Here is a 13,569-nt window from a genome sequence, read left to right as displayed (position 1 = left end):
ATGCCGATTGATGATTTAACTGCTTTAGGGCAGAAAATGCGGGAAGCCCGAAAGAATAAAGAGCTAACACAACAGGAGCTATCTGATTTGAGCCATGTTTCTGTAAAGCAAATCGCCAATATCGAAAAGGGGAAAATGAATCCTTCTTATTTGATTTTGAGAGCATTGGCCAAGGTCCTGCATATCTCTTTAGATACACTTATAAATCCAGATGTTTCTCTGGAGGATGAAGGTGTCAATCAGATGAAAATGCTTTATTCCAGCTGTCCGCCAGAAATGCGTGACACCCTGCTGCATCACACCCAGGAAACGGTGAAAGAACTGACAGAGTTGTCAAAAAAATTTGAAACGAATTGAGCCAGTGAGTGAAATTTAACGATTCTCTCACTGGTTCTTTTCATTTTCGGAGAAAAGAGGCAAGCAATGCCTGTGTTAATACACACAGGCCCGCAGAGAAGAAAATCCCTCCGTGATTTTCCTCTCCGCTTGCTTGTTGAGGGCAGCGCCCCCAAGCCCCTTTGAACACAGAATTTCATTCTGTGGCTGCGCGTTCTGCGAACGCTTTTGACCAGGACCAGCTTACCGCTGGCCGTGGTCTTTTTCTTTTTCAACATCCTGTTCTACCTCCATTTTCAGCACTCGATCTACATTCGCTTTTGCAGTCAAAAGCTCCCTCATTTCTTCACGGGAGCGCCGATACTCGGAATAAGTCTTTTTCTTTTCTTCCAGCAATTTTGCGTACTCTGTCTGTAACTCTTTGACCTTTGGCAGCTTCTTGACGCCCATCTCATCAAAGGCATTCTTAGCAGCCTGGTGGAGCAGAATTTCTTCCTCATGTTCCTCCCGGAATTTCTTAGAGTAGCCCGCCTTGCGGTATGCCACATAGACCTCACGGGTCTTGGCATAATTTACGATGTGAGTACGCAGAACAGCAATCTCTGCCATGCGCTTTTCAGCCGCTTTGATGTGCGCCGAAAGTTCATTGTGATGTGCCGTGGCAGCCGCAGCCTTTTCTTCCAAAACCGCATACTCCAGCAGGTTATTCTCTGACAGGTAATTCATGGTCTGCGCCATTTGCTTCAGATTGAAAACTTTAGCCCATCGCGCATAGCCAGCACCTTTTCCAGCCTGCAATTTTGCCTGAATGTCCACCAGCAGATTGACCTTCGGCGGCTCTGCCTGTGTGACTGTTTTCTTTCGCGGGGTATGTGCTTTCTTCCCTAAGAGAACTGCCCGCAAATCTTCCAATCCATATCCTTTGCCCAGACTGTCCATGCGGGCGGCTTTCTCCCAACCAGAGAGTTTCAGTCGATACGATTTTCCGCGCTTTGAGACTTCACAACCATATTCTCGCAACAGCTTCAGCAGTTCTTCAAAGTCAGCAGGACTTTGTGATAATGCGTTGTCAATCGCCACACGAAGCAGCTCTCGGTGAGATGGCTTTGCCTGATCGCCCAGCCATTTGTTATAGCTCTTTCCGTGAAGTTTCGGATTCTCTACAATGGACAGTCCATTCTCAATACAGATGGTGTCACTTAGCCGACGAACCGCCTTGGTGCTGCCCCAAAAGTTTCGGAACTTCCGGTCATATTCTAAGCTGACCGATGACCAGATAATGTGATTATGAATGTGCGACTTGTCTATGTGAGTGCAGACCACAAAGGCATGATTGCCTTTAGTAAAACGCTTTGCAAATTCTACGCCCAGCCGGTTTGCTTCTTCCTGGGTAATCTCACCAGGGCGGAAGGACTGGCGCACATGATAGGCAATCACATCATCTGTACCACGCACTCGTCCGGTAGCGGCAATGTACTGCCGCTTTGCCAGAAGGAACTCCGCATCCGCAGTCCGGCTGTCACACGCATAGCCGGTAATGAGCCTGCCGTTATCTGTTTTCTTTGGATTGGCCACATAGTCGATGATGTCACTGATTGCCCGACTCTCTGTGCGGCCTTTGCCGACATGAAGCGGCATGATTCTTGTAGTTGCCATAATAGAAGGTCCTCCTCTCATAAATATTTTTGTTTTCGCTGAACTCTTTGCTTCTATCGTTGCAATAACTTTCTCCGCTGGGTATAATAAAAAAGAATATTCTACAACCTCAAAGGAGGGATTTCTATGATAGAACAGCTCATTGCTGAAGCAACCGAATGTGATTTCAAAGTTGCTCTCGAAACAAAAAAGCCAAAAAGCTGGTTAAAAAGTGTCAGTGCCTTTTCCAATGGAATCGGCGGCACTCTGTTTTTCGGAGTCTCCGATGACCGGGAGCCTATCGGCTTGTCCGATGTTCAAAAGGATGCTGAAGCGATCAGCCGCTTAATCAAAGAACGTATCACACCATTACCTCAGTTTATCTTAAAACCATTACAGGAAGATGGTAAAAATCTATTAGCTCTGGAGGTTTCTCCCGGCCGCAGCACCCCATATTATTACAAGGCAGACGGAGTGATGGAAGCATATATCCGTGTTGGAAATGAAAGCGTAATTGCCCCGGATTACATTGTAAATGAACTGATCTTAAAGGGAACCAATCAGTCCTTTGACACCTTAACAACAGAAGCTGTGAAAAAGGATTACAGCTTCACACTCCTGGAGGCAACCTATCTGGAACGAACCGGCCTCCGCTTTGAGCCATCCGATTATGTTTCCTTCGGTTTGGCTGACAAAAATGGGGTCTTGACCAATGCCGGAAAGCTCATGACCGATCAGCACACAGTTTATAACTCCCGTATGTTCTGTACCCGGTGGAATGGCTTGGAAAAAGGCTCTATCTTTGATGATGCACTGGACGATAAAGAATACGAAGGGAATCTGATTTATCTACTGAAAAGCGGCAGTGAATTTATTCGCAATAATTCCAAAGTCCGTTTTGTCAAAGAGGCACAGTATCGTGTAGACAAGCCAGATTATGCTGAACGAGCTGTGACAGAGGCTCTTGTTAATGCGCTTATCCATCGTGATTATATTGTACTTGGCAGCGAAATCCATATTGATATGTTTGATGATCGGGTGGAAATCACATCTCCGGGCGGTATGTTTGGCGGCGGCTCAATTCAGGAATACGATATTTACAGTATCCGTTCGATGCGACGAAACCCTGTGATTGCTGACCTGTTCCACCGCATGAAGTACATGGAACGCCGTGGAAGTGGCCTACGCAAAATCGTCAGTGAAACCGAAAAGCTGCCTGGATACACAGAGGCATATAAGCCCGAATTTTCCTCAACAGCGACAGATTTCAGAGTCATCTTGAAAAATGTAAACTACAACTTAGAGGGTGACGCCCACCAAGTTATCCACCAAGTTACCCACCAAGTTATTGAACTATCAACGGTATCCAAACAGATTTTGGCTTTTTGCACAACACCAAAATCCAAGAAAGAGCTTGCAGTATTTTGCGGCTTCAAAGATTTAAGAAACTTCACCTTGAAGCATATCAATCCGCTTTTAGAATCCGGGCAATTAGAAATGACTATTCCCGATAAACCTAAAAGTCGCAATCAAAAATATATTACAGTTCGTTCCGAATAAACAGAGAAGCAGGGCATTGGGTCTCATCTCCCATTGTCCTGCTTCTTTTTCATTCCAAATTATATTCACATCATTTACCCATACACCCAATCCTGGATCGCAAATTTCAAACTCTGCACCTTTCCCAGCAGCCAGATCGCAGCCAGCGGCAGCCCCATCGGGCTAATCAAAAATGCCATAATCAGCAAAATTGCACCATTCTGCGGGGAATAGGTAATAAGCACAGCCACGCCAAGCAGAGCAATTATCGTGCTGAGCAGACCAAGCACCAGACCGGATATGTAGATCAGCCCCGTACAAAGCCAGACAAAAATTGTCAACACCAAAATGGCCGGTGCAGTTACAATCATCAGCAGGCATTTCAAAATCTTCATTCCAGTTCCTCCCTCCAACGCTCCAGATACCGTTTGCACAAGGCATCTGCTTGTCTCTCATCATCTTCCGTCAACTCCCGTCTGCCTTTGGTCAGTTCAATCTCCACATAAGTCCGGTAATCATCGGCTAAGAGGTCGAACAGTTCCTTGGGAGTATGGCACACCTCGCCAGAGCAATAGTGAAAATCTTGGTCAAATTCAACTCTTACACATCCGTGGCGGCTGATATAAACTTCTATGGTCTCGTCTGCGGTCAGGTAATCCGCAAAAATCTCCAGCACCTTTTCAAAGGTCAGCATCTATTTTCACTCCTTTGCTTCACTTTTTATTCTACCCATATTATCCGGTACGGACAGGCAAAAAACAAGGATACCGCCAAAAAGAAAAAGCGGAGGAAGGTGCGGCGAAGAAATGCCGTTCCTCCCTCCGCAAATGGAGTATCTATCCCTGTTATGAAAGTTTAGAAAGCTGAGTAAGGATTTGACTCACACCCTCCCACAGTTGTTCTTGCCGCTGGGATATATCCTCCAAGTCAGCATCATAAACCCGCCCGGTCTCATGCACTTTGCGGGTCAGCTGATTCAAGTTGTTGCTGCTTCGGCGCATCAGGGAGACCAACTCCTTCAGCTCCGGCAGTTCCAGCTTGACCACATACCCATCCAGCGCCATTTTCCGCAGATAAGCGCTCAAATTCTCTGTCCCGTATTGCTGCATCTTTTGATGGATCAGTTCCAGTTCTTCTGCGGACACCCAAAACAAAACCGGAACATCCCGCTTGCGCTTTGCCATGGTTATCGCTCCGGCTCCCGTTTTTTCGGGGCGGCAGACTTATGGGCGGGCAGTTCCTGTTTGAGCTTATCCCGTACTGAGGGACGGGACGGTTCCAGCTTTTCTCTCTGGGTACGGCTGCGCTGCTGTTCTTCACGCACCAGATCAATAAAACCATCCAGAACAGCAGGGTGGCTGTTTAAGGTATAACCACAACGGACGGTTTCGGGATTATCATTAGGAATGGTCTTAGCCCATTCTTTGTTGCGTCGGGAGTAGCGCCCATCCCAGTCCTGAAGCTGGACCGTGTTAGACAGAACCATAGACACACGCTCCATGCCATAGGTCTCGATCACACCCTTTGCCGCATCGTGGCTGAGATACATTCCGTCGAAGTGCTCCCGCACCGCCGCTTCAATAGACTTCTTGCATTGGCGATTTACATTGTTGGAAGCTCGGTACTGCTCCAGCTCCCCATGTTCTCTCGCATAGGCAGCTGAATGGGGATAGATCGGTGTTGTTCGCAGTTCCTCTTTAGCTCTGCACACATCGTCGGCACGGTTCTCAATGCTGTCCCGGATCACATCCATATAGCCGGTCTCCAGCTTTTCAAAATAGCGGTACACATCCGCCAACGGAGAGGGAGATTCCAAAAGTGCCTGAGCCTGGGTGTCGGTCAACTCCAGTTCCTCCATTGCCATCACGATGTCCTCACGGATGGTGTACTCATAGGCATGGTTTAAGACTTCTTCCGGGGGCTGGCTTTTCAACCAGTCCCTATATTTTTCCTGCTCAGTGGCCATCTTTTCATAAAGGGCCGTATTCAGATTATTGGTATTCATGTTATCGCACCTCCTCATGCTGTTTTGGTTTCTTGTCTGTACTGCGGGGCGTCGCCGGACGCTTCAGGCTGTCTAGCACCGAGGGCCGCGCACTCTTGGCAACCACAGTTTCCGGCTGGGCATGACCCTTTCCGTCGATGTTGAGCAAAGTATCCAGCTCCACCAGACGGGCATTTTTGCTTCGCAGTTCTTCTTCATAAAGGAATGGCTTTCCGACTTCCTCCTTTGCGGCAGCCTGCTGCTGATAGAGGTTATCCAGCTGGGCCTTTGCCGCCTCCAGGCGCTGGGGCATCTGGGCTAGGGCATTGTCGATACGGGTAAGATTTCCGCGAGGGTCTGTACCAAGGGTTGCCCGGTGGGTCATCTGTCCTTTCAGCAGGAGCGTATACTCCTGTTTCCATGCGGAAAATTCCACGGATATGGCATAGCCCCGGTAGCTGCCGATCTGCACCGGATCGGAGGTTTTGACCTCCTTGCAGGCATCCAAAAGGGCTGCGCCGGCGTTCTCCTTATCGGTCAGCAGATCGCCGCGGATTTCCATACCAGCAAAACCGTCCTCCGGGTGCGGGTGCGCTGCCAAAACCTCCAGATCGGATTCAAAGCCCTTGATAAAGCCTTTGTGCTTTTCAATCTCCTCCGGGAAGTATTTGAGCAGCTGGTCCTCCAGACGATATTGCTTGCTCTGGTGATCGGCTTTCATCAGCTTCAGGCGGGATACCTCCACATCCAAATCCATACGCTCCTTGATGCGGGGATCTCCGGCGCACAGGGCTTTGATCTCGGCAAAGGAAAGCGCCGTTTCGTCCACATCATCGCAGGAACGCACTGGTGATTTAGAAGTCATGATCTGACTGATGAATTTTTGCTTATTCTCCACCGTCTGCCAGAGGTATGCGTCAAAGGTTCCTTCGGTCACATAGCGGTACACATGGACAAGAGGATTCTGGTTACCCTGGCGCTCGATACGGCCCTTGCGCTGGGCAAGATCAGTCGGTCATTTTTTGCGGACAGTTCAATACATGCCCTTCGGTTCCTCTCCCTACTCCTGCGTTTGCTCTCGTTTGATTTCTCCCTCTGTATCCTCTTAGCACAAGCGGGACAATACTTTGATATTCCAGAGCTGGGGACGTATTCAACACCGCACACCGTACAATTTTTAGGCTTTAACGCCGTCCACCGCTTTGTGGGTGTGATATGTAATTCACCGACAAAGCCGATGAATTTATAGTAAATCTTGATTTCCTGCCTTACTGTCCCGTCCGCAAGTTTCTCACGTTCCGAAACAAGTATCTTGTCTATGAGTGCGTTTATGATGGTTGCGTCCAACTCTTTCAGCCCCTGATAGTTGCGGATTAGGGATAGAAAGTCCCTCACGCCCTGCGATTTCTCATAGCTGTCATTGAGCGTTTCCGTTACCTCTTTCAGCCGTGCTTCAATTTCAAGCTGCTCTTTCTGGTATTTCCCCGACATCATCTCAAAATTCCGCTCCGTGATACGCTCCATTACCTTGTCCTCATAGAGAGAGGAAAACAGCCTGTCAAGCTCCGCAAGGCGTTTGTTCAGCTTCTTCTTTTCTTTCTCTAATGATTTCGCCCTGCTCTGGTCTGTTTCCGTGAGCCGCCTTTCTATGGCTCTGACCGCCTTTTCATCATTGACCGCCATATCCGCAAAGCGGTTGATGTCGGCAAGGACGGCATTGAATAAGTCCCTCGCTTCAATGCTGTGTGCGGTACACATAACATTGCCATATCTGCCATAATTATTGCAGGTGTATTGTACGCAGTCGATGATGTCGGGGCGTTTCCTCCTGTTGGCACTCGCCGCCCGCATCGCATAGCCGCAGTCCGCACACTTGATAACGCCCGAAAAGATATTCTCAAATCCCCCTGCGTTCTGCTCCCGCCTGCGGCTCGTCATAAGCTGCTGTACGGTGTCAAATTCCTCCTGCGTGACTATCCCCTCATGGGTGTCTGGTATCACTTCCCATTCTTCGGGCAGCTTAGAGGGGCGTTTCTTGCTTTTCATGTTGGCTGCAATCCGCTTGTAGCCTGCAAGGTTGCCCGCATATATCGGGCTTCTTAAAATGCCCCTCACGCTGTTCTCGCTCCAAATATAACGGTTTTCCTCGTTATCCTCAAAGTACCGCTCATAGCCTGTTGCCCCTTGCTCCACCGCATAAGCGGCAGGGCGTAGGATATGCTGTTTGTTGATGTGCTTGCGGATTTTGGCGATGCCGTTGCCCGCTAACGCAAGGTCGAATATCTCCCTTACCACATGGGCAACTTTGTCATCTATCAGCAGATGGTTGTGGTCGGCAGGGTCTTTGACATAGCCATAAGGGGCTGTTGTTCCCATGAATTTCCCCTGCTGAAACCTCGCACGGTACGCCGATTTTATCTTGACTGACACATCGGCAGAATACATTTCGTTTAGGATGTTGCGGAAAGGCGTGATGTCCATAGCGGATTTGTTTAAGGTGTCCACGCCGTCATTGACCGCTATATACCTCACGTTATGCTCTGGGAAAAAGACTTCCAGATATAACCCACAATCAAGATAGTTCCTCCCCAGACGGGATAAATCTTTTGTAATCACGCAGTTTATCAGCCCGTTTTCAATGTCCTTAATCATATTCTGGAAACTTGGTCTTTGGAAATTTGTTCCAGAGTAGCCATCGTCAACATACGTTTTTGCTAAATGCCATCCCTGCCTTTTCACATAATCCGTGAGGATGGATTTTTGTGTCGCAATGCTCGCACTCTCGTTATCCGTGCCATCGTCCTTTGATAAGCGGCAGTAAATGCCGACTTCATAAATCTTGTTCTCCGTTCTTATTCCTGCCATACTGTAAAACCTCCATATCTGTCCTAACGTTTTCATGTTCCATTGCGTACATTCTAAGCGGACAGCCCCTCATTGTCGAAGGTGTCGCCCTCGGCAATCTTCTTCCGAATATCCTCGGAGATAATCGGGACAAACGCTTCTGCAACGGTCTGTGTGCCGATATATTCTCGACTGATAATCATTTGTACTTGCCCTTTTGGCACAATACGCTTTCTTCTTCCAGTTGTTTTCCTATCCTCGCCCATACTTAAATCTTCCTTTCCAGACAGGGCAGGAGAACGTCTGGAAACGCCCCGCCCTGTCAATCAGATACCATCAATCCCCGCTGTTTACTTCTTTCTGTAATGCTTCAAGGAGTGCCGCTGCTTCATCAGCGTTCAACGTGATACCCTTTCCGCACTTCTCACGGTTCGGGGAAAAGCTGCGGATGTCATATTTCGGCTCTCTCCCGTTCCATGAAATAAGATTGATTTCCTTTGTGTAGCCGCTGTCACTCGCAGACAATACGGCGATTTCCTTTACAATCTCATACTGGATTTCTTTCATTCCTTACCTCATTCTCCTTAAAATTCTGTCTTTCTTCTGTTCCAAATTCCTGCATTTACTTCCCGAAAAAAGAAGGTTAGCGGCTGTCCCTGCTCCGTTTTCTCTGCAACTCACGTTCCAGAAGTCGGATGATGGTTTCCTCCATCTGCTTCGGCGTTGTGTCCTTCGGAAAGTATTTTTTCAGTTTGCTTGTGTTGATTTTCAAGGTTTCTTTCTGGTTTCCCTTTTCCTCCGTCATAATGGAAAATATCATATCCATGTCAAGCTGCCCGCTCTGGCTCATGCTTTTCATCCGCTGTGCCTGTGAGAGTGAGGGCGTTGCTTCTTCGCTCTCCATCGTGGCAAAGAGATTTTCCTGCTCGTCTTTCTTCAAAAAGGACAGTTCCACCGCAGGTGTGAGGGCGATTTTCCCCTCGTCCACCATCTGCAAAATCGGCGGTATCAGTTCCGTCAGGCGGATAAAACGCTGGACGGTCATCCTGCCCACGCCGAAGCCCTGTGCCACTTTGTCGTCCGTCCGCAACTTCGTCACAACTTGTGACGAGGTTAAGTCTGTGCGGAAACCCTGCCGCTTCATGGCTTCGGATTTCATCCTGTAGGCAAACGCCCGCTCCGATGGCAGGATATTTTCACGCTGTAAATTACTGTCTACAAGGGTGATGATGGCTCGGTCACGGTCTAAGGGCAGGACAAATGCAGGCACGGTATTTATACCTGCAAGTTCGGACGCACGGACACGCCGCTGCCCCGCAATCACTTCATAACCGTTCCCGTCCTCTTTCGGGCGTGTGATTATCGGCGTGACAATGCCAAATTCCTTGATGCTTTCCGCTAACTCTGACAGCGTTTCATCCTCCACAACATGAAACGGATTGTCGGGAAACGGGTATAAATCTTTGGTCTTTAACACCTTAAAATCCTGTTTCTTCATTCACTTTTTACCTTTCTCTTGATTTGTTTCTGCCTGTTCTCTGTAATTCTTCCAACACTTCTGGCGGTATCTTTGAGAGCAGCCGCCCCATCTGCTCGTTGGTTCTCTGCAATTCAAATATCCTCTGGTTGGCTTTCTGCACCTTTAATTCCTGCTCGTACTTTTCATCACGCATACGCCCTGCATAGTCGGCTTCCTGCCCGATTTGCTCCTTTAAGCTGTCGATATACGCCTGCTGTCTGCCGATTTCCTTAGAGAATTTCTCCACTTCGGGCAGCCATGCGGCAACCAGTTCCAGAGCCTTGTCACGCTTTTTCCCTGCGTTAAAGGCGTTGATGTCGGACAGGGCAGACACGATTTCCCCATACTGCTTATCAAGCCTGCCGCCCAACTTATAGAGCCATGTGGGGACGTGTTTCCGCTTGGTTTCCATCGAAGATTGACCTCTCTCAAGCTGATTCCAACGTGAGGACATCCGCTCATGGTAGGCGGTCTGCCACTCCGACAGGCTCTTTTGATTGCCTAAAATTGTTTTGGCGGACAGCTTATTGTCTGGTGTAATCGGCACAAAGCAGAGGTGCATATGGGGCGTTCTCTCGTCCATGTGGACGACTGCGGAGAGGATATTCTGCTCCCCGACACGCTCCGAAATGAAATCCAGAGCCATCGTAAAATACGCTTTCTGTTCTTCGGGCGGTAACTGGTTCATAAATTCTGGTGAAGCCGTGATGAGCGTTTCCACCATCATCACGCTGTCTTTCCTTGTCCTGCACCCTGCTTCGGCTACCTTTCGGTTAATCTCTTTCTTATAGGTGTACTTTGGCGGTGCGACAAGATGATAGTTATTTTTAGAGCGTTCCATGTCGATATCTGGGTTGCTTTTGTAGGCTTCTTTCTTCCGCTCGTTGTGGCGTTCGCAAGCCGCAACGCCGCCCGCTTTGCGTTTCTGGAAACGCAGGATTGCATAGGGCATAATCCATCATCTTCCTTTCTTCGGCGGGTAACTGCCCTTTGGGTGACAGCGGTGACGGTGGTGACGGCAGTTTTGGGATGCCCCCTGCCGATTGCCGTAACTGTCACCCTTATCCCCTGCATGACGGTCATGACGATGGTGACGGTGTTTTTGGGATACTCCCTCGCAAGAGCTGTAACCGTCATGCCGCCGTTCTTTTATCCGAAGCCGCAAGGCGTAGGATAGCAGGGCGTAAGACCTGCCATAAGGGAGTCCAGAGGGAACGTCTGGCACACGGCTCTTTGCAGGGCAAAGTGTAGTGTGTTACACCCTGTAAACGCAGTCGGAAAAATCGGAGAGATTTTTCTGACCGCAGGGGTGATTTTACACGCCCGAAAAGGGCGGGTGAATCCCACGCCTGCATTTTGCGTTTGCGGGGTGTTCTCCCGTAGGGATGACAGCGGCAGGGTATCCTAAAATCACTGTCACTGCCGTCACCGCTGTCACCCGCAGGGCAGAGCCGCCAACTTTACATGGCTTTAAGCGTCAATGACAGTAACAGGGGGTATCCCAATATCGCTGTCACCGCCGTCACCGCTGTCACCCGCCCTCCTTGCAAGGGCAATCTGCCTGCCGTCTTTCCTGCGGCTGTACTGGTAGCAGATACGGTTCTCGCTTAAAAATGTGGTGTGATATTCATTCAGCCATTTCGTAATCACCGTGGGTATGGTTTCCGTTTCCCCCATAGCGGCTAACAGCTCCGTTGCCGTGCCTGCCCATTCTTCCTTATCCCTCATAAAATCCACCAACCGAAAAAGGACATCTGGTATCGTTTCTTTCGCAAGCTGCTCCTGCGTTTTCCTCTCCACAAGTTCCCAACTGCAATCACGGAAACGGAGCGTGTATTCCTGATAGGGCGTGTCCCTGCCCGTTACATACAGCTTGGCGGTGTCAGATGCCCGTTTCTCCTTTTCCAGAACAAAGGTAGCGTCCGCACTCCCCGTTAAGCCTGTCGTCCCAGACACCTTGTTGAACACATCGCTGTCATTCTGCTTTCGGATGTGGTGTACGACAATGACCGCCAGAGAGTGCCTGTCGGCAAAATCTTTGATTAGGGAGATGTCCCCATAGTCGCTTGCATAGGCGTTGTCTTTTGAAGCTGTACGGACTTTCTGCAAGGTATCAATGACAATGAGCCTGCTGTCTGGATAGTCTTTCAGATAATCCTCAAGCTGCACGATAAGACCGTCTGACAGCTTGCAGCTTGCCACGGCAAAATGAAGCCGCCCGCTCGCTTCGTCCGTCAAACGGAACAGCCTGTCCTGTATGCGGCAGAACGTGTCCTCAAGGCAGAGGTAAAGCACATCGCCCTCCATTGTCGTCATGTCCCATAAGGGGATTCCCTGCGACACGCATAAGCACAGCTTCAGCATGAGCCAGCTCTTGCCTATCTTCTGTGAGCCGCAGAACAGCGACAAGCCTGTGGGGATAAGGCTGTCCACCACAAAGGACGGCTTCTCAAGCGGCTCATAAAGGAGCGTTTCGGCGTTGACTGTCTGTAACTTCTGCATGGGTTTCCTCCTTTCGGGCAGTTATCTTGTTTTTGTTGCACATAGGCGTTGACCTCCTTAAAAATAGATTTACTCCCACGAAAAAAGTGAGAGTATGTAATACCGCCAATCCCACACAAATAAAAAACAGATTTCTTTTTCGGGCGGTGTCGGTCATGGTTGGAGATATTTCCTCATTTCCGCTTTTACTTTCTTCTTTGCAACAGCAACGGATTTCTGTATTGCAGAAGCGGTGCAATGCTCCATAGCGGCGATTTGGTAAAAATTGAACTCATACTCGTAGTAGAGCAGGAAACGTCGCCTTTGTATCTCTGGCAGTCTGTCAACCGCCTTACAGAGCAGTTCCGCCCGTTCTGCTTCAATCATTTGTTCCTCAATGCTCTTAGGCAGCTTTAACGCCCGCCTGTTCAGCGTTTCGTCCCATACTTCCGAAAACTCCCTGTGCCGCTCGTCCCATTGGAGAAGATTCCTGTTCCTGCGTTCCATCTGCCGAAATTCAAAGAATAACTGCTCGGATACTTCCAGTTCGTGGTGTTCCCCCTGCCCGTCCTTAAAACTGATAAAATACCTTATACCGCTTTCCGTGGATTCCTCCCGAAGCGTGTACGCCTTAGCTTTATATGCCATCCCGTTTTCCTCCTGCCAAAAATAAGCGGGGAGATTCCACTCCCCACCCAGTAGCCCGCAGAATAATGGGATGTATTAGACGCTTACAAAATTTTCCGAAGCTTCTTCCGCAGATGGTCTAACCTCGCATAGATGGCACCAGTCGTCAAATGCACAAGTGGGGCAATCTCCTTTGTGGAATACCCCTGCATTTTCAGCAGGACGATTTTCAAGGTACGCCCGTCCACCGTGACTAATACTTGATAGAGATTTTCGCTCTCAATCTCGTCCAGTAACTCCGCAACTGTATTCACCTCCGCTTGCCGCTCCCTGTCTGCCATGTCCTCAAGGTATTCCGCAACGTCATTCGTCCATCGGTAAAACCGCCTGTTGGAATTGAAGTCTGCCCTGTCCGCTATGCGTATCTGCTCAATGGTCACTTCATCAACGCCGCACTCACGCAGCAGCTTTTCCTCCGCTTCTTTCCAGATACGCCATTTCCTGTCCTCCCGTCCGTGGTTGTATGCCATTCTTTCTTCCTCCAATCAGAATTGATTGAGAGGGCAGAGAAAAGCCCCCTCATTTTCCCAAAGGAAAAAACAAG

Annotated in this window: 15 protein-coding genes and 1 pseudogene; 2 read left to right on the top strand and 14 right to left on the bottom strand. The window is 49.1% G+C overall.

Annotation, left to right across the window (positions count from 1 at the left end):
* Positions 1–357 (top strand): helix-turn-helix domain-containing protein, encoded by a 357-nt coding sequence (locus NQ560_RS03255; RefSeq protein WP_005335798.1) that lies wholly within the window; start codon positions 1–3, stop codon positions 355–357.
* 222 nt (positions 358–579) lie between these two features.
* Here NQ560_RS03255 and NQ560_RS03250 read toward each other — a convergent pair whose 3' ends face one another.
* Complete coding sequence (locus NQ560_RS03250) at positions 580–1,992, bottom strand: relaxase/mobilization nuclease domain-containing protein (protein WP_040015732.1); 1,413 nt, start codon at positions 1,990–1,992, stop codon at positions 580–582.
* 126 nt (positions 1,993–2,118) lie between these two features.
* Between NQ560_RS03250 and NQ560_RS03245 the strand changes: the two genes are divergently transcribed.
* Positions 2,119–3,531: an ATP-binding protein gene (locus NQ560_RS03245; RefSeq protein WP_005335801.1), complete on the top strand. Its 1,413-nt coding sequence runs from the start codon at positions 2,119–2,121 to the stop codon at positions 3,529–3,531.
* A gap of 74 nt (positions 3,532–3,605) precedes the next feature.
* Here NQ560_RS03245 and NQ560_RS03240 read toward each other — a convergent pair whose 3' ends face one another.
* The 13 genes and pseudogenes from NQ560_RS03240 to NQ560_RS03180 form a co-directional block, all read right to left on the bottom strand.
* Complete coding sequence (locus tag NQ560_RS03240) at positions 3,606–3,905, bottom strand: CD1845 family protein (RefSeq protein WP_005335802.1); 300 nt, start codon at positions 3,903–3,905, stop codon at positions 3,606–3,608.
* The gene (locus tag NQ560_RS03235; RefSeq protein ID WP_005335804.1) at positions 3,902–4,204 is read right to left on the bottom strand and encodes a hypothetical protein; all 303 of its coding nucleotides are present in this window, start codon (positions 4,202–4,204) and stop codon (positions 3,902–3,904) included. Before NQ560_RS03235 ends, NQ560_RS03240 begins: the two co-directional genes overlap by 4 nt.
* A gap of 151 nt (positions 4,205–4,355) precedes the next feature.
* Entirely contained in the window at positions 4,356–4,694 is a 339-nt protein-coding gene (locus NQ560_RS03230) for a plasmid mobilization protein (protein ID WP_005335808.1), read from the bottom strand.
* Positions 4,695–4,696: 2 nt separating this feature from the next.
* Positions 4,697–5,515 carry a DUF3848 domain-containing protein gene (locus tag NQ560_RS03225; RefSeq protein ID WP_005335810.1) on the bottom strand — a complete coding sequence of 273 codons (819 nt, stop codon included), beginning with the start codon at positions 5,513–5,515 and terminating at the stop codon, positions 4,697–4,699.
* Position 5,516: 1 nt separating this feature from the next.
* Positions 5,517–6,509: pseudogene (locus NQ560_RS03220) on the bottom strand (SNF2-related protein); the annotation flags it as partial.
* On the bottom strand, positions 6,428–8,359 hold the full coding sequence (locus tag NQ560_RS03215; protein ID WP_040015734.1) for a recombinase family protein: 1,932 nt from the start codon (positions 8,357–8,359) through the stop codon (positions 6,428–6,430). The gene NQ560_RS03215 and the pseudogene NQ560_RS03220, both read right to left, overlap by 82 nt.
* Positions 8,360–8,412: 53 nt before the next feature.
* Positions 8,413–8,604, bottom strand: a complete 192-nt coding sequence (locus NQ560_RS03210; protein ID WP_000503424.1) for a hypothetical protein — start codon at positions 8,602–8,604, stop codon at positions 8,413–8,415.
* Positions 8,605–8,674: 70 nt separating this feature from the next.
* Entirely contained in the window at positions 8,675–8,905 is a 231-nt protein-coding gene (locus NQ560_RS03205) for a YdbC family protein (protein ID WP_000659121.1), read from the bottom strand.
* A gap of 76 nt (positions 8,906–8,981) precedes the next feature.
* Positions 8,982–9,836, bottom strand: a complete 855-nt coding sequence (locus NQ560_RS03200) for a ParB/RepB/Spo0J family partition protein (protein ID WP_000743701.1) — start codon at positions 9,834–9,836, stop codon at positions 8,982–8,984.
* Positions 9,837–9,843: 7 nt separating this feature from the next.
* Positions 9,844–10,809 (bottom strand): MobV family relaxase, encoded by a 966-nt coding sequence (gene mobV, locus NQ560_RS03195; RefSeq protein ID WP_001145977.1) that lies wholly within the window; start codon positions 10,807–10,809, stop codon positions 9,844–9,846.
* A gap of 518 nt (positions 10,810–11,327) precedes the next feature.
* Entirely contained in the window at positions 11,328–12,359 is a 1,032-nt protein-coding gene (locus NQ560_RS03190) for an AAA family ATPase (protein ID WP_001170965.1), read from the bottom strand.
* Between the two features lie 153 nt (positions 12,360–12,512).
* Positions 12,513–12,986: a sigma factor-like helix-turn-helix DNA-binding protein gene (locus NQ560_RS03185; protein ID WP_000323521.1), complete on the bottom strand. Its 474-nt coding sequence runs from the start codon at positions 12,984–12,986 to the stop codon at positions 12,513–12,515.
* An 83-nt stretch (positions 12,987–13,069) separates the two neighbouring features.
* Positions 13,070–13,495, bottom strand: coding sequence for an RNA polymerase sigma factor (locus tag NQ560_RS03180; protein WP_000323896.1), 426 nt, complete (start codon positions 13,493–13,495; stop codon positions 13,070–13,072).
* Positions 13,496–13,569 lie beyond the last annotated feature (74 nt).

Origin of the sequence: Dorea formicigenerans, assembly GCF_025150245.1 — a bacterium.
Taxonomy (GTDB): domain Bacteria; phylum Bacillota; class Clostridia; order Lachnospirales; family Lachnospiraceae; genus Dorea; species Dorea formicigenerans.
Note: the sequence above shows the minus strand (reverse complement) of the source record. Positions and strands in the feature narration are given on the sequence as shown.